The sequence below is a fragment of the Taklimakanibacter lacteus genome (assembly GCA_003576695.1).
In the GTDB taxonomy this organism is placed as follows: domain Bacteria; phylum Pseudomonadota; class Alphaproteobacteria; order Rhizobiales; family Aestuariivirgaceae; genus Taklimakanibacter; species Taklimakanibacter lacteus.
In genome coordinates, this window is record QOZQ01000001.1 from 263,052 (window position 1) to 278,787 (window position 15,736).

The 15,736-nt window shown below is 61.1% G+C and carries 14 protein-coding genes; 7 read left to right on the forward strand and 7 right to left on the reverse strand.

Annotated elements, in window-relative coordinates; all coding sequences use genetic code 11:
• Positions 1-34: 34 nt before the first annotated feature.
• Positions 35-1,285: a D-amino acid dehydrogenase gene (locus DT068_RS01270; RefSeq protein ID WP_119387948.1), complete on the forward strand. Its 1,251-nt coding sequence runs from the start codon at positions 35-37 to the stop codon at positions 1,283-1,285.
• 68 nt (positions 1,286-1,353) lie between these two features.
• Complete coding sequence (locus DT068_RS01275) at positions 1,354-1,713, forward strand: septal ring lytic transglycosylase RlpA family protein (RefSeq protein WP_119387949.1); 360 nt, start codon at positions 1,354-1,356, stop codon at positions 1,711-1,713.
• 170 nt (positions 1,714-1,883) lie between these two features.
• Here DT068_RS01275 and DT068_RS01280 read toward each other — a convergent pair whose 3' ends face one another.
• From DT068_RS01280 to DT068_RS01300, 5 genes are all read right to left on the reverse strand, one after another.
• Positions 1,884-2,654, reverse strand: a complete 771-nt coding sequence (locus DT068_RS01280) for a YbaY family lipoprotein (RefSeq protein ID WP_119387950.1) — start codon at positions 2,652-2,654, stop codon at positions 1,884-1,886.
• Between the two features lie 102 nt (positions 2,655-2,756).
• The gene (locus DT068_RS01285) at positions 2,757-4,094 is read right to left on the reverse strand and encodes an MFS transporter (RefSeq protein WP_119387951.1); all 1,338 of its coding nucleotides are present in this window, start codon (positions 4,092-4,094) and stop codon (positions 2,757-2,759) included.
• A 400-nt stretch (positions 4,095-4,494) separates the two neighbouring features.
• Positions 4,495-5,475, reverse strand: coding sequence for a CobW family GTP-binding protein (locus tag DT068_RS01290; protein ID WP_119387952.1), 981 nt, complete (start codon positions 5,473-5,475; stop codon positions 4,495-4,497).
• Positions 5,472-7,079, reverse strand: coding sequence for an amidohydrolase family protein (locus DT068_RS01295; RefSeq protein ID WP_368904360.1), 1,608 nt, complete (start codon positions 7,077-7,079; stop codon positions 5,472-5,474). Before DT068_RS01295 ends, DT068_RS01290 begins: the two co-directional genes overlap by 4 nt.
• Before the next feature lie 246 nt (positions 7,080-7,325).
• Positions 7,326-8,321 carry a helix-turn-helix domain-containing protein gene (locus DT068_RS01300; RefSeq protein ID WP_119387954.1) on the reverse strand — a complete coding sequence of 332 codons (996 nt, stop codon included), beginning with the start codon at positions 8,319-8,321 and terminating at the stop codon, positions 7,326-7,328.
• A 536-nt stretch (positions 8,322-8,857) separates the two neighbouring features.
• On the opposite strand from DT068_RS01300, the gene DT068_RS01305 reads away from it, so the two are divergent.
• The 5 genes from DT068_RS01305 (at position 8,858) to DT068_RS01325 (ending at position 13,825) form a co-directional block, all read left to right on the forward strand.
• Positions 8,858-9,244 carry a DUF2541 family protein gene (locus DT068_RS01305; RefSeq protein WP_119387955.1) on the forward strand — a complete coding sequence of 129 codons (387 nt, stop codon included), beginning with the start codon at positions 8,858-8,860 and terminating at the stop codon, positions 9,242-9,244.
• A gap of 170 nt (positions 9,245-9,414) precedes the next feature.
• The gene (locus tag DT068_RS01310; protein WP_119387956.1) at positions 9,415-10,002 is read left to right on the forward strand and encodes an HdeD family acid-resistance protein; all 588 of its coding nucleotides are present in this window, start codon (positions 9,415-9,417) and stop codon (positions 10,000-10,002) included.
• Entirely contained in the window at positions 9,999-11,033 is a 1,035-nt protein-coding gene (locus tag DT068_RS01315; protein ID WP_119387957.1) for a CobW family GTP-binding protein, read from the forward strand. The genes DT068_RS01310 and DT068_RS01315 overlap by 4 nt, the downstream gene beginning before the upstream one ends.
• Positions 11,034-11,071: 38 nt before the next feature.
• Entirely contained in the window at positions 11,072-12,562 is a 1,491-nt protein-coding gene (locus DT068_RS01320) for an amidohydrolase (RefSeq protein WP_119387958.1), read from the forward strand.
• A gap of 18 nt (positions 12,563-12,580) precedes the next feature.
• On the forward strand, positions 12,581-13,825 hold the full coding sequence (locus tag DT068_RS01325) for a carbohydrate porin (RefSeq protein ID WP_119387959.1): 1,245 nt from the start codon (positions 12,581-12,583) through the stop codon (positions 13,823-13,825).
• A gap of 43 nt (positions 13,826-13,868) precedes the next feature.
• Here the strand turns inward: DT068_RS01325 and DT068_RS01330 are convergent, their stop codons facing one another.
• Together DT068_RS01330 and DT068_RS01335 are read right to left on the reverse strand one after the other, a co-directional pair.
• Complete coding sequence (locus DT068_RS01330) at positions 13,869-14,756, reverse strand: helix-turn-helix domain-containing protein (protein WP_119387960.1); 888 nt, start codon at positions 14,754-14,756, stop codon at positions 13,869-13,871.
• A 337-nt stretch (positions 14,757-15,093) separates the two neighbouring features.
• Positions 15,094-15,696 carry a L,D-transpeptidase gene (locus DT068_RS01335; protein ID WP_162913936.1) on the reverse strand — a complete coding sequence of 201 codons (603 nt, stop codon included), beginning with the start codon at positions 15,694-15,696 and terminating at the stop codon, positions 15,094-15,096.
• Positions 15,697-15,736 lie beyond the last annotated feature (40 nt).

The window sequence follows — 15,736 nt, forward strand, 5'->3', positions numbered from 1 at the left end:
ACCACTCGGGCGTGGAAGCCGCAAAGGAAAAGCCATGAAGGCACTGGTGCTGGGGGCGGGCATTGTCGGGGTGACGACCGCCTATGAACTGAACCGCGACGGCCATGAGGTCACGGTGATCGACCGTGAGACCCTCCCCGCCTCCTTCACCTCCTATGGCAATGCCGGGTTGTTTGCGCCCAGCCATGCCTATGCCTGGTCGTCGCCGGCGGCGCCCGGCATCCTGCTCAGGTCCCTGTGGCGCAATGACCAGGCCCTGCGCTTCCGTCCCACCGCCGATCCCCGGTTCTGGAGCTGGATGTGGAAATTCTGGCAGCAATGCACGGCCGAGCGCGCCGCCCTCAACACGCAGCGCAAGGCGCGGCTCTGCGCCTATTCGCTCAACGTGTTCCACGACACGCTGTCGCGGGCGAAGGTCGCCTATGATGGAAAGCGCGACGGCATACTCTATCTCTATCGCAGCCAGAAAGCGCTCGATGCGGCGGGAGCGAAGGCCGACCTGTTGCGCAAGGAGGGCTGCGTGATCGAGCTGATCGGGCGCGATCAGATCGCCGGAAAGGACCCGGCACTCAGCGATGTGAAGGAGAAGTTCGCGGGCGCCCTCTATGCGCCGAACGACGAGAGCGGCGATTGCCGGCTGTTCGCCCGCAACATGGCGACATGGCTCGAGGGGCAGGGCGTCACCTTCAAATTCGGCACGACCGTGACCGGCTTCGACCTCGACGGTGATCGCATCAGGGCCGTGGTGACCGACAAGGGGCGCGAGAGCGCCGATGTGATCGTGCTGGCGCTCGGCGTCTATTCCCCGCATCTGGCGCGCCAGCTGGGCGCCAAGCTGCCGATCTATCCGGTGAAGGGCTATTCGATCACGGCGCCCGTCGCGGGCAAGAACAATCCGCCCGGCATCGGCGGCATCGATGAGGAGAATCTCATCGCCTATGCGCCCTATGGCGACCGGGTGCGTGCCACGGCGACGGCGGAGTTCTCAGGCTATGGGCGAACCCACCAGCCGGAGGATTTCCGCAACATGCTGACCGTGATGCGCGAGCTGTTTCCCAACGGCGCCAATTGGGAAGCTTCGGAATACTGGGCGGGCCTCAGGCCGATGACGCCGGAAGGCACGCCGATATTGGGGCAGGGGCGCACCAGGAATCTCTGGTTCAATACCGGACAGGGTCATATGGGCTGGACGATGAGCCATGGCGCGGCACGCATCACGGCCGATCTCATCGCCGGAAAAAGGCCGGAAATCGCGCTCGATGGCATGATTGACGCAGCGTCATAAGGGAACACATTCTCGCCTCATACGTTCCCTAGGCAGCAGGCATCCACAACAACAAATGAGGGGATGAGATGAAGCGAATCCTCGCTGCTCTCCTGTTCTGTGCCTTTGCCTATCCGTTCTCCGCCGCCGTCATCTCGGCACCCAGCCATGCGCAAGTCGGCATGGCCTCCTATTACAAGTCCGGCCGGCTGACCGCCAATGGCGAAAGATTCAATCCCAATGGCTACACCGCGGCGCATCGCTCGCTCAAATTCGGCACCAAGGTGCGCGTCACCAATCTGCGCAATGGCCGCTCGGTGATCGTGCGCATCAATGACCGCGGCCCGTTCATCCGCGGCCGCATCATCGATCTCGCCTATGGCGCGGCGCGCGCCGTCGGCATGCATGGCTCGGGCGTCGCCAAGGTGCGCGTCGCTGTCCTCAATTAGAGCAACGGCTGACCCTATCAAGAGTCAGAGACATTCTCATTGCCTATTCAAGGCACGGGCCGAAAACTCGTTCCCGGTTTTCGGCCTGAAATATTTTCTGAAACTTCTGCGGCAATGGCATGGATCGCCGAGGTCCTCAAGATGGCGACGGCCGATTGGCAAGCCCTTGACTACATGCGGGCCAGGACGATCAGCGCACGGCCATCCGCATCCAGCAATGCGAGCTTGCGGCGCGTGGGATCGACTTTCCATGTCCGCACCTCCCGGAGTGCGGCAAAGAACTTCTGCTCCTGGTCCATGATGGCAGGGCTGCAGGCCATATTGGTGCTGGCCACAGGACCGATTGTGAAATTCTCGCCGGCGATCGTCGCCCGGCCGGTAAAGCGATTGCAGCCACCGCTGCCGGTGATTTTGCCGTCCTCGGCGATTTCGAGCACGGTCTGAAGCCGGTCGATGACTCCGCCGCCGCGAATATCCTCGGCGAGCCAGCGGCCGGATAGACGATTCTGGTCGCCGGTCCCTGTCGAGTTTCCGCTGGTGCGCCGCAAGGTCATGTCGATCTCGTCCTTTCCGTCCGCAAGAACCGGATAGTGAGTGGTCGTGGTGAACCACTGCGCGCCGTCCACCATTATGATGGCCCGCAAACCGTAGCTGTGGTTCGATTCGATCTGCGCATCGTCGAAGGAGAGGCTGTAGCGAAACGGGACATGACCCTGCGGCATGACTGTGGTCGACGCGATGACTTTTGCCGGAGCATCCGCAAGGGATATGTCGATCAGTTTGACTTCAGCCATCGCGGATGGGGGCAGGGCTATCCTCTCGCGATAGCTGATCATGCCGCTTATCGTGCGGCGCTTGGCTTCGGCTTCCGTCGTCCCGGCGGTTACCCACATGACGAGCAGGACCAGGGCCAGGTGTCGCCAATCAATGGAAATGAGCATCGTTTGTCACCCTGATCCAAATGCCGCCTCTCAATGAATGATGGGCAGCTTATCGGGTGGAGTCTATCCCAATCACGTCGGGTTTTGAGAGGGCGTCTCCACTCAGCGAATGGCCTGACCGGCGACGCCAGGAGGCCCCCATATCGTCAGGGCGGCAACGAATACGAAGAGACTCGCTGCTATTGCGCAAAACATTGCGACCGTGCCGGAAGACTGCAGCAGCGGCAGCAGGATAAGAGGAGTCAATGTCGCGCCGATTCCTCTGATCGCCCACGACCAAGAGGTCGCACGAGCGCGCTGAGCTGTGGGGAAAAGCTCAGCCGCATAGATGACTAGCGTCGGCATGAAGATCGCTATCACCATGTTGTAGGCCAGCCCGCTCGCCATCAGCCAAGCCGGTGATTGCGAAACGCCGAATGTGAAACCCAGGGTCGCCATGGCGATGGCTGAAACAATGAGCGCGGTTCTCCTTTCTATCCTGTCTATGGCGAAACCCGCGACAATGGCGCCTGCGACAGGCCCAATGCTCGAGATGCCGACATAGAATAACGAATCGCCGAGATTGACGCCTTTGTGGATGAGCACTGCTCCGGAAAGAAGCGGAAAACCGATAGTGGACCACGGTGCGAGAAAATAGATGAAGAGCAGGAAACCCAGGCGTCCCGACAAGAGCTTTTCTCGAGGGGCAGGTGTGCTTCGAGTTTCGGGAGAAGATGGCTTGGTATGATGTTCCAAACTGTCGGCGGCCGATCCAAAGCGAGCCAGCGCTGTTTTGGCTTCAACCAGTCTTCCCTGACTGACCAGCCATCGCGGCGATTCAGGGACTTTCCGGAACCAAAGCATGCAGATTCCCGCCGCCGCCGCGCAGACAATGAACGCCCAACGCCAGCCCTCGACGCCAAGTGGTTCAATTGGCGTAAGCCAGCGGATCAGGAAGATCAGCGCCAACGGCCCGGTCGCCCCTAACGCGACGGTCGCCATTATGAGGCCGCCCCGGTTCCGCGCCGGCAGGATGTCGGTCAGATATGAGGCCATCAGTGGCGGATAGGCTCCAAGGGCAAGGCCGGACAATCCTCGCGCAGTCGCGAGGGACAATATGTCCGGGCTGGCAGCCGCGGCCACCGATGAGAGGGAAATGATCGCGAGCAGGACAATGATCAACGAGCGGCGGCCGTAGCGGTCCGCAAGCCATCCGGTCGCGAAGGCGCCGGCGATTGCGCCGAGATACACGGCCGCAAGCAGCCACGACAATGCCGTCACATCTGCCGAATAAGGAGGAGCGGAGAACACCGCCGACAGCGCATTGCCAATCGCAAACTCGGCGAGATCGAAAAAGAGTCCAAGCGCGCATGCCAGGACAGCAAATATGTGCATCGGCCGAAGCGGCAATTCGTCAATCCGACTGACGATCGAGTCGGCTTCCGTCGGTCTGCTTTCCATTGCCGTCCCCGCGCCCCATTGGCGCTCGGGACTTTGCCATCCCCATCGAGGATATCAAGTCGCAAAGGCAAGGCCCTGGATCACGATCACTTCAGACCGAATCGGTCTGAAGTGATAAACGTGATCGAAATCCTGAGTTTAGCGCGTGATCGGACGGAAAACCGGCATCCACTTTTCCTGATCACGCGCTGGAGCGCTCCTTTCAAAGGGCGTCAGCAGCCGGGCACCTGGACTATGGTGATGGCGGCTTTGATCCGGGTGGTCAATTCCGCAGAGACCCTGCTCGCCGGCACGGAACCCTCGGAAGTCTGCGTGGCGGCCAGAGACGTGTCCGCTGCCAGGATGACTGGTGCCGCGGCAACGGCGCCCCGCAGGACGCCGTTCCTCCGAAACCGCAGCTTCAGGCCACCATCGCTTCCGGGCCAATTTTAATCACGGACTCATTGTCCAATAGACTTTCGATCAGCGATCGATCGAGTGTGCCTTTCGCGGCAATGAAAACGATCTGGCTGCGCGGCTGCCTGCCATTCCAGGGCTCGCCAATGGTGATCGTGGCGCGCTTTCCGGTCACCTGAAGAATGCAGCGTGCTTCCGCCCTCTCGGCCAGCTGGAGAACGCCTTTGACGCGATAAACCCGTTCGGGAAGGCTCGAAAGCAAATCGTGCAGCCGCTGAGTCGGGATAGGCTGCTGCCGTTCTATCGTGACGGTTTCGAACGCCTCTCTCGCGCTGGGTGGCACCGACGAGGCGCCGGGCTGCTTCCCGCCAGCCAGTCCGAGCAAGACGGCGAGCGGCACCTCTGCATTCACACAGCGGATGATTCTCGCCCCAGGGGCCAACGCTGCCACACGGCTTTCCGCGATCCGAATGGCAGCCTCATCCGCCAGGTCGACCTTGTTCATGAGAACGAGGTCGGCCGCCGAAATCTGCCGCAGTGCAAGCCCAAGAGCATCTCCGTCGAGATGAGCAATTCCGCCAGCATCCACAATCGTCACGACCGCGTCGAGCGGCGCGTAACGTTGCAGTTCCGGATCGGAAAGAGCCCGCACAACCTCCAGGGGCTCGCTGACACCCGAGCCCTCGATGACGATCGCATCCGGCGGTTCCGGACGGCGCAGCACGCCGCTCACCGCCGCCAGCAATCCACCCGTCAGGCTGCAGCAGATACAGCCATTGCTCAACGCGATGACCTCGTCGGCCGTTCCTTCGATCAGCTCGGTATCGATATTGACCGCCCCGAAATCATTCACCAGAACCGCAAGGCGCAGCCCGCCGGCCTCGCGAAGCATCCGGTTGACCAGTGTGGTCTTGCCGGCACCCAGGAAACCGGTGAGGAGCGTCACCGGGATCGGGTGCTGCGGCACGGGAGACAGGCTTTTCATGCCTGGCGCCGGATTGCGCGCCCCGGCCGGGCATCGGCATTACGCTTCGCCTCTTCGATCACCGGTGTGCCATTGACAACGACGTGTCGGAAGCCGGTCGACAAGCGCGTCGGCGCGACGAAGGTTGCGTTGTCCTGCACCGTCGCAAGGTCGAACACCACGATATCGGCATCGGCGCCGACCTGGAGACGCCCCTTGCGGAGCATTTGCGGCACCGACGCCTGCAGCACGCGCGCCGGCTCGAGGCTCATCTTGGCCAAGGCTTCAGAGAGGGAAACCGCCTTGCGATCACGCACATAGCGGGCGAGAAAGCGCGAATAGCAACCCGTAGAGCGGGGATGGGCAAATGCGTCCTCCGGCAACGGCCAGACATCGCCCTCGACCAGGCCCGCGGGTGTCTGCCAGGGCATCGCATCGGAAGCGATGCTTCCACCGGGATAGAGAACGGAGAGATCGAGCAGCGCCTGATCCACTTCCGACGTGTCGGGCCTAAGGAAGTGCATGACGATAACGGTTCCGGGAGCCGAAGCCTGAAGCTCGTCGATCTTCGCCTGGGTCAGCGGCTGACCGTTGAGTTCCATGGCGGAGGCATCGGTCGCGCCCCAGCGCTCCAGCCAGTCGGCGCCGCGGTAAATCTCCGCGCCGACCGTCGAAGAACCGGCGCCATAGGGATAGGCCTCCACGGTCACCGGCAGTCCCCGCGCCTGGGCCCCTTTAAGAAGGGTCACGCAATCGCGAATGTCGCGGCTCGAGGAGGAGTTGATGTGGCATACATGCATATGCGCGCCGGTTGCCGCCGATAAGGCAACCAGTTCCTCGAAGGCTTCGAAAGCGCTCTGCGGCTCCTTCACGCTGCCGTAGCGGACGTGGGTATAGGTGGGAACGCCATACCGAGCGGCAAGCTCGGCAAGCCGGTAATATTCCTTGCGGCCATAGCCTGGCGCATATCCCGCGTTGATGCCGATACCGAGGCCGCCGTCACGCAGGCCGTCTTCGACGCGGGCGACAATACGGTCGATCTCCTCGGTCGTGGCAAGCGTTGTCTGCCAATTGGACTTGACGAAGGCGCCCTGGAACCAGAGGATCGTGCCATCCGGCTCCATTCCTTCCTTCTCAGCGATGCGGGCGTAGGTCCAGGCAACAGAAGCGCCATAGTTGATGGGCCGGCCTTCCTTCCCGACGAGATCATAGTAGCGCGAGATCGGCAGGAGCCCCGATTCGAGCTCCAGCGCGGTTGTAACCCCATCGAACGCCTGCGCCCAGGCAGCGGGAAGCTGCTGGCCATGCGCATGAAGGTCGATGAAGCCCGGTGCGACCACCAGCCCTTCGGCCTGCAATATCCGCACCCCTTGCAACGGTGTTTCCGATATCGCGGCAATATGATTGTCCTTGATGCCGACATCGCGGATCGCATCCAGACCGGTCTCGGGGTCGATGACCCGGCCACGCTGGATCACCAGATCGTAAGGACCGGATTCGTTGTCGCGCCGGACCGTATTGCTCTGGGCAAATGACGAGACCGGCCTGATCGCAGCCGCAGCTGCCGCCAAGGACATTAGCGCACGGCGCGTCATCTCGCCGCCGAGTGCTTCACCTTCAGGCATCGGACCTCCTCCAAAGGGAGATATGGCGCTCCCTTGCATATTTGACCCGCATTTAAAGCCGTCATACGCTAAGTCCGATAGCGCCAACTATCCGAAACACGCTACGATATGATTATGTCCGCGTTGATGCGTGAATGGATGTATTTGCCCGGAAGCAACTTGTCATGCGTATCAACGGAACAATCCAAACGTGCTGCCGGGCCTTCCTGTGCGCGATCGGCGGTGCCGACATGCGTACAAATTTACTTATCGGAGGAAGCTGACCGGGTGTCCGAGCGCTCTTGAAATCGTCGTGGACGGCAATTCGCCATAGGCTTGATGGTAATACTGGGATAGCCGGCCGAGATGCCAGAATCCGAATTGCATTGCCGCCGACGTGACGGTTGTCGCCGAAGCCGGTTTCAGCAGCGCCTCGCGCACGAATGCCAGCCGCCTTCGCCGAAGATAAGTCAGCGCCGACAAGCCAGTCCGGCCCCGAATGATCGCCTCTACCGTTCGCAAGGGTAAGCCGGTGCCGGAGCAAAGGTCTTGCAGGCCGACGACAGTTGCCCGGTGTTCGTCCAGATAGCGGTCAATTTTCGCCATCGAATGTGTTTGCAACTGGCGAGCCCGATGATCGGGCCGCACGCCGGTATCCGCCAATCCCCGAACAAGGGTCGCCAGAATCTCGTCCCGGACCAGGGAGAATGCCGGCAGTGCGACGGCTCCCGATTCACTGAGGCGGTGCTGTCCGGCTATTTCTCCTGTGATCCGGTGGAGCACGCGCAAGCGTGGAATATCGACGTTTACCGCATTCAGGATCGTGCTCGGCGAAACGAGGAGCGGCTTGCCCGATTTGCCGGCAAACGCGTCAACTGCCGGCTCCAAAATGCCCAAGGACATTGTGAAATTGACAACTTCATTGGGAGCGAATGTGCGCAAGCTCGGCGTGTGGCCGACGATACGCGAAGCGATCGTACGGCCTCCGGCTTCAAGCCCATCGAACAGCGCCGGGCTGCCATCGAGACAAGGAAGGAGGTAAGCAATACAGGGCATCGTCGCGGTAAATTCAGACCGGATTGCCACCGCACCTGATGTCTTTACGCTCCGCACCAAAAAGCCAAGTCCGATTTCCAGGTCGCGAAGACTAGCCCCGAACGGCATCTTCTCCAGCGGCAGGACGCCAAAGAACCCACCTGGAATCGTTGCCGCCAAGGCATCGGGATCATCGAAGCTGCGCTGTCCGGAGCGAACACGATACATAGCTTGAGTCACCACAATCAGCTTCTGTATATCATCGTTATCACATCAGCCTCTTCAAACGAAGAATCGCCGATTTTAATCGATCTATCTTTCTATAGGCAAAAGCATCACGCAAGTTTCGTCTTCCGGCGGCGCAGTTTTTGGCGAAGGAAGCTCGGACCTTGCTTTTGATCAGGCGTGTTCCCGTGGTCTTCCGGTCCCCGAATGCCGGGGGCTGATCGCTGCAATATAAGGAATGCCCAATAGGTGACAGATTGGTTGTTAGGACATCTGCAGTCCATCCAGTCGTGAGCGCCTGGATCACGATCACTTCAGACCGAAACGGTCTGAAGTGATAAACGTGATCGAAATCCTAAGTTTAGCGCGTGATCGGACGGAAAACCGGCATCCACTTTTCCTGATCACGCGCTGGTTGCGCGCGCTGAAAAGATGCGCGTTCCGGATAGCTTGCGCTGACCGAAGCAAATAGTTTTCGGAGCGAAAGTCGAGGCGGGCAGAGTTCCTGCGTCAGCTCCTGCAACAGAAGGGAAACATTCATGAATATCAAAGCACTATGTTCCGCCGCCTTGTTGTCGTTCGGGCTTGTGGTTGCGGTCTCGGCCCAGGCAGCGGCGTGGGAGCGGATTGGCACGCAAACAGTCCGTTTCGGCGTCGACCGCGACATCATTCGGGTTCGCGGGGTTGACTGGCACAAGCAGATCAAGATCTGCGTGTCGCGGCGTCCGGTATGGTTCCGCGATGTCGATGTGGTGTTCGGCAATGCCGGCAGCCAGGACATCAAGATCCGCAAGCTCATTGGCGCCAATCAATGCACGCGCAACATCGACCTGCGGGGATTGCGGCGGAATATCTCCCTCATCAGGTTCGTCTACAACAAGCTCCTGCCCGGCAAGGCGCCGGTCGTGACCGTCTATGCGCGCTAGGGTATTGGCCAAGATTAACCATCCCTTACGTTATTCAGTAAAATCATCACGATAGCCGAAATCCTGCGGGATATGGATAGCCCGTCGTCCCCGGCCGAACATAGCATGTGTAGCGACTTTGGGATCATGTTGCTGGGGCGCGGCCGGTTCGTCGGCGAGGGAGGCAAGGGATGGCGAGGTCCGCCGCGCTGCGGGACGGCATGAAAGAAGCGCTCGTCGCCATGTGGTCCACCATATTGGTGCGCGGCCTTTTCGGCATCGCCCTCGGGATTTGCGCGCTTCTGTGGCCGGCACAGTTTCTCAGGTTCCTGACATTCGCCTTCGGCGGCTATGCGCTTGTCGACGGGGCCCTGACGGCATGGGGCGCACTCTCACCGAAGGCGAAGGGAAGGAACCGCCTGCTCCTTCTCGCCAGTGGCATTGTCAGCGCTGTCGTGGGACTGGCGGCCATCCTGATCCCGGGAGAGATCGCCATCTACCTCGTCCTGTTGATCGGCGGGTGGACCATCGTCATGGGCATCTTCCAGCTGATATCCGCCGTCATCCTGCGCAAGGAGCTTTCCGGTGAGCTCTGGCTGGCGGCAACGGGCATGATCTCGATCCTGTTCGGCGCGGCAATCATCGCCAACTGGGCTTGGGGCATTGTGGCCGTGGCCTCGCTGATCGGCATAGCGATGCTCGCCATCGGCGTAGCGCTGATGCTGCTCGCGCTGCGCCTATGGAGGATAGGCAAGCAAATCCTGGCGAGGACGGCATGAAACCGCAGATACCCGTAACGCTCCTGACCGGCTTCCTTGGCGCCGGGAAGACCACGCTGCTCAACCGCATCCTCACGCAGAATCACGGCCGCCGCTATGCCGTCGTGGTCAACGAGTTCGGGGAGATCGGCATCGACGGCGACCTGATCGTCCAGGCGAGCGAAGAGATGGTCCAGATGAGCAACGGCTGCATATGCTGCACCGTCCGCGGCGATCTCGCCCGCGCCGTCACCGAGCTCACCTCGCGGCCTGATCGTTTCGATGCCATCATCGTGGAAAGCACGGGCCTGGCGGACCCGGCGCCGGTGGCGCAGACATTCCTCGCCGACGACATGATCCGGGAGCGCTCGCGGCTGGACGCCGTCATCGCCCTTGTCGACGCGAAGCATCTGCCCCTGCAACTGCGCAATTCGCCCGAGGCCGAAGCGCAGATCGCCTTCGCCGACATCGTGATCCTCAACAAGGCCGACCTGGTCGGCGAAGAGGACCTCGAGCATGCGCGCCATGTCATAAAAGAAATCAACCCTGGCGCTCGTATCCACATCGCCACCCGGGCCGATCTCGATCTGACGCAGATCCTGGATTGCGGTGCCTTCGATCTGCAGCGCTCATTCGGCACCGATCATCATTTCCATGACGAAACGGCGTGCGGGCCAGATTGCGATCATCACCACCATCATGATCACTTGGCGCACCATGATCACGAGCATGAGCATGAGCGGAGGGTGAAGCACGATGGAGCCGTCCGCTCGGCTTCCTTCCGGAGCGGCGAGCTCGACGCGGCAGAGTTCTTCCGCTGGATCCAGGATGTGACGGATCGCCGGGGGCAGGACATCATGCGGATGAAGGGCATCCTTGCCTTCAAGGACGATCCCGACCGTTATGTCATCCAGGGCGTGCATATGGTCCTGGAGGGAGATCACCAGCAGCCATGGAAGGAGGACGAGCGGCGCGAGAGCCGGCTCGTCTTCATCGGGCGTAATCTCGACGAGCATCTTCTGCGTCGCGGATTCGAATCCTGCGGCACATGAGTCCAGCGTAACAGAGGCACAATCAACGGAGCGGCAAGATGATCAGGCGGCTTGGCAAGAAATATCAGGAACTGGCGCATTCCCCCGCATGTTCCAATGGATGTTTTTGCGGCGACGCGGCGCAATGGGCAGGCATTCTCTCCCGCCGCGGCTTCTTCCTGGGTGGCGGGGCGGCGGTCGCCGCGACACCGTTGGCGTTCGCGAGCTTCGCCTCTCCGGCGGCGGCGCAGGCCACCGACGCGGCGACGAGCCGGATTCCCGCCGACCTAGCAAAAAAGGTCTTCGACGCCATCGACGCCGACAAGGACAGGCTGGTCGAGATCTACAAGGACATCCACCAGAATGCCGAGCTCGGCTTCATGGAAGTCCGCACGGCAGGAATCATTGTAAAGACACTCGGCGATCTCGGCTTCGAGGTGAAGACGGGCATAGCGCAAACCGGCGTCGCGGCCATCCTGCGCAATGGTGACGGTCCGACCGTGATGTACCGCGCCGACATGGACGCCAATGCCGTCGAGGAGGCGACAGGACTGCCCTATGCCAGCAAGGTTCGAGCCCAAAGGCCGGACGGGACCGAGACTTATGTCGCGCATATGTGCGGTCACGATGCCCATGTCACCTGGATGCTCGGCCTTGCCAAAGTGATGGTCGAAAACAAGGACCGTTGGGGCGGCACCCTGGTCCTCATCGGACAGCCGGCCGAAGAGCCGATCACAGGTGCGAAGGCCATGGTCGATGACGGACTCTACAGCAAGCATGGCGTGCCGACGCCCGATTATCTGCTGGCGCTGCATACGGCGCCGATACCAACCGGCTATATCTGCGCCCGCGGCGGCACGGTGATGGCCGGCACCGACCAGATCGATATCACCTTCCACGGCGTCGGCGGCCACGGCTCCATGCCGCAGATGACGAAGGACCCGGTCATCATGGGCGCTTTGGCGGTCATGGAATATCAGATGATCCTCTCGCGGGTCCTCAATCCACTCGATACGGCGGTGCTGACCGTCGGATCCTTCCAGGCCGGCTCCGACAACAATGTCATTCCCAAGGAAGCTCTGCTCAAGCTCAATCTCAGGTTCTTCGACCTCAAGGTCCGTGAGCAGATGATCAACGGCGTCAACAGCATCAATAACGGGATCGCCTCGACCTATGGAATGCCGAAAGACCAATTGCCGTCCGTGGTCATGAAAGGTTTTTCGCCCCCGCTGGTCAATGACGCCAAGCTGGCGGCGCTGCTGAAGCCCATGTTGGCTGGTCTCCTGGGCGAGAAGCAGGTCATCGACGAATTTCCGCCAGCCACCGGTTCGGAAGACGTGCATCTGCTGAGGGGGCCGCACGAGAAGGTTCCGGTCGCCTATATGGCGGTCGGCGTCGCCGACCCGGCGCTCTTCGCCGAAGCAGCGAAGGCCGGCAAGGTGTTTCCGTATTCGGCGCACAATCCCGACTTCCGGGTCGATCTGAATGCGATCCCGGTGGGCGCGAAGGTCGGCACGCTCTCGGTGCTGGAACTGATGGCGAAGTCATAAAATTGGAAATCCGTCCCCATGAAATTCAACATCTCATTGCTTGTTCTGGGGACGCTGATGGCGTTGCCGGCCGCGGCCGGGGCTGAAGAGTCGATCCTGGATCGCTCCCAGCTGCTGGTCCCGGACAGCTCCAAACAGGACCTGAAAGATGCCGGGATCAATCTCGGCTTGGCTTTCACGCAGTTCTACCAGGGAACCGTCGCGGGCGAGGGCGACAGGACCTGGCAATATGGCGGAAAGGGCGACCTCTTCGTCGGGATCGACGGCGGGAAAGTGGGGTTGTGGTCCGGCTTCTCCGTCAGCATTCACGGCGAGCTCGAATATGGCGACGACGCCAATTCATCGGGATCGGGAGTATTGCTTCCGGTGGATACCGGGATGGGCTTGCCGCGTTTGGGCGGCACCGATGAATATGTCTCGGTCGTGCTCACGCAAGCCATTGCGGATGGCGTCACGGTCAGCATCGGCAACTTCAACATGGTGGATACGGCGGCGCAGACGCCGCTGATCGGCAATGGCGATGCGAATGGCTCGTTCCTGAATGTGGGCCTTACGGCGCCTATCAGCGGCATAACGCCTCCCTATATATTGGGCGCCAATCTGGTGATCAGGACAGCGCCGGCCATCTATGCCTTCTATGTCTATGATCCCCGCAATGCGGAGAGCTGGGAGGTCTTCGAACATCCCTTCAGCGAGGGTGTGACGGGACTTGCGTCCATAACCGTTCCCGTCAAGATTGGCGGCCTTTCGGGATTCCAAGGGGTCAAGCTTGCCTACAGCACCCAGGACGGCTTCGATCTCGACAATGTTCCGGGGCTGGGCCTGCCGCCGGAGTCGCAGGACTTCTCGCCCAAGTCGAACCGCTGGTATGCGGCTTATTCGTTCCAGCAATATCTTCAGCAGAATCCCGACAACCCGCGCGAGGGATGGGGCGTGTTCGGCGAGGTCGGCATTTCCGACGCAAACCCCAATGTCATCGCATGGCATGCGATTGCCGGCATCGGCGGGTCGAGCTTCATTCCCGGCCGATCGGACGATCGCTTCGGGATCGCCTATTTCCGCTACGGCTTGAGCGACAAGCTGCTCGACGGGCTCGAGGACTTGGGCATCGATCTCCAGGATGAAAGCGGCGTCGAGGCCTATTACAATGCCGCCCTTACGCCCTGGTTCCGCCTGAGCGCGGACCTCCAGGTCATAGATCCCGTCAGCCGGAACGATATGGCTGTTTTCATGGGGCTGCGGGGTCAGCTGATCGTTTTCTAGTCGCGGGAGAGGGGCGGATCTTTCGTGCGTGGCTCGTTTGCGACTATCTACCGTTTGCTTTCCGGAAAGCCGCCGGCGTCGTGCCCGTCAACCGGCGAAAGGCTTTCGTCAGATGCGCCTGGTCGGAAAACCCACATTGCTGGGCGATGACGGCAATGCTCTCATCCGCTTGTGCGAGCAGGCGCCGTGCATGGTCTATGCGGCAACGAATGAGGAACTGATAGGGCGTGACGCCGGCCTCCAGCTTGAAAAGCCTGAGGAAATGATCGGCGGTCACGCCGGTGCCGGCCGAAAGATCTTTGAGCGTCAGGCGTTCTTCGAACCGGCTTCGGATCATCTCCTGGGCACGCGATATGTGCTGGCTTCCTAGCCGCCGAAGGTTGGCAGGCTGTGTCTGCGGATGACCAAGACTCGAATATCTTCTCAGGAGATGAGCGGCCGCGGCGTATGTCAGGGTTTCGACATATATGCCGGAAGACTTCGGATCGCTCGCAAGCTCGTGCCGGATCGCGCCGCAGAGCTGCTCGAGAACGGGATCGTATGCCGCGAGAGTAGGAAGAATGGCGATGTTGTCGGGATCGCCGTGATGCATCCGCATCGCTATATCGTCGACGACCGACCGACGGATATAGAGATGTGTCGTCCGCGCCCTGGATTGTGATTCGACGGCAAAGGCGATGTCATTTGGGACTATGGAAACACCGCCGGGCCGGCCATGCAGGGTTGCCGTCTTGTAGGGGAAGCGAACGGTCGCGTCCACGCGGCCCGACTCGATCAGGGAAATTAATATGCCGTCTATGGCGTCGAATTGCCCGGCATAAGGACTTTCCGTCTGGACCGACATGAATGCGGAAGGCCATGCCAGGCCGGCGCTCGTCCTGTGCACCGCGAAGCTGGTCATGTTAACGAAGCCGTGTGTTTCGTCGGCCATGAACTCAGACCGCAAATGACGTTCGCGTGACGGTTGTCGACTGAAGCTCAAGGGGATGAGGGTCGCCAACGACACGTCAATATCCGTCCGGCAAACGCCAGGACATCACCGATGGGACGCGCATATGCGGTCCCGTCATTGATGCCAGGTATTTCATCGCTTTGCCTCGAGAGCCATCCACCTAGCCGGCAGCCCGACGTTCAGGCACCCGGCGCGTCATTTGATCAACAGCCGGGGCGTCTCGATCGTCGTTGCGAGCTGCATTTTGTTTACTGGTGTTTCGGAAGTGCGGCTATCCAGTTCACGCCAGCTTCCGATGAACCCGCATTTCCGGTGTTCAGACTACGAGCACGACGGCCCCCACGGCGACGCGGCCGTAAAGGTCGATGATGTCCTCGTTAATCATGCGGATGCAGCCGGACGAGGCCTCGGTCCCGATGGTCCAGGGCTCGGATGTGCCGTGGATCCGATAATAGGTATCGTGGCCGTTCTGGAACAGATAGAGCGCCCGCGCGCCCAGCGGATTTGCCGGACCGGGCTCGATCCGGCGAGGCAGACCCGGCGCCTGCGCATGCATCTCGTCGGTCGGGTACCAGGCCGGCCATGCCGCCTTGCGTCCGACCACCGCCTTGCCCCTCCAGGCATGGCCGCTTGCCCCGACCGCCACGCCATAACGCCGGATCAGCTTCCTGCTTTCCACGAAGGAGAGCTGGCGGTTGGCCGTGTCGACGACGATGGATCCCGGTCTCTCCGGGGCCGCGGCGGCGAGCGTCGCCGGGTGGTAGCGGGCGGCAAATTTCGAACGATCGACACGCCGGACGGGATAGGGCTCTTCAGAATAATCCCGCGCCGGCGTGTCGTCCGTCTCGGCGAGGAGACGGGTGGAGGCGCAGCCGGTGATTGCCGGCATGGCCAATAGGAGAAGGGAGCGCCGGTTCACCGGTCAGCTCTCGCGGACAATGGCGCGCCGGCTCGCATCG

What these genes read in the sequence shown, in the direction of transcription:
- DT068_RS01270 (WP_119387948.1), top strand. Translation starts at nt 35, where the DNA reads ATGAAGGCACTGGTGCTGGGGGCGGGCATTGTCGGGGTGACGACCGCC.
- DT068_RS01275 (WP_119387949.1), top strand. Translation starts at nt 1,354, where the DNA reads ATGAAGCGAATCCTCGCTGCTCTCCTGTTCTGTGCCTTTGCCTATCCG.
- DT068_RS01280 (WP_119387950.1), bottom strand. Translation starts at nt 2,654, where the DNA reads ATGCTCATTTCCATTGATTGGCGACACCTGGCCCTGGTCCTGCTCGTC.
- DT068_RS01285 (WP_119387951.1), bottom strand. Translation starts at nt 4,094, where the DNA reads ATGGAAAGCAGACCGACGGAAGCCGACTCGATCGTCAGTCGGATTGAC.
- DT068_RS01290 (WP_119387952.1), bottom strand. Translation starts at nt 5,475, where the DNA reads ATGAAAAGCCTGTCTCCCGTGCCGCAGCACCCGATCCCGGTGACGCTC.
- DT068_RS01295 (WP_368904360.1), bottom strand. Translation starts at nt 7,079, where the DNA reads ATGCCTGAAGGTGAAGCACTCGGCGGCGAGATGACGCGCCGTGCGCTA.
- DT068_RS01300 (WP_119387954.1), bottom strand. Translation starts at nt 8,321, where the DNA reads ATGTATCGTGTTCGCTCCGGACAGCGCAGCTTCGATGATCCCGATGCC.
- DT068_RS01305 (WP_119387955.1), top strand. Translation starts at nt 8,858, where the DNA reads ATGAATATCAAAGCACTATGTTCCGCCGCCTTGTTGTCGTTCGGGCTT.
- DT068_RS01310 (WP_119387956.1), top strand. Translation starts at nt 9,415, where the DNA reads ATGGCGAGGTCCGCCGCGCTGCGGGACGGCATGAAAGAAGCGCTCGTC.
- DT068_RS01315 (WP_119387957.1), top strand. Translation starts at nt 9,999, where the DNA reads ATGAAACCGCAGATACCCGTAACGCTCCTGACCGGCTTCCTTGGCGCC.
- DT068_RS01320 (WP_119387958.1), top strand. Translation starts at nt 11,072, where the DNA reads ATGATCAGGCGGCTTGGCAAGAAATATCAGGAACTGGCGCATTCCCCC.
- DT068_RS01325 (WP_119387959.1), top strand. Translation starts at nt 12,581, where the DNA reads ATGAAATTCAACATCTCATTGCTTGTTCTGGGGACGCTGATGGCGTTG.
- DT068_RS01330 (WP_119387960.1), bottom strand. Translation starts at nt 14,756, where the DNA reads ATGGCCGACGAAACACACGGCTTCGTTAACATGACCAGCTTCGCGGTG.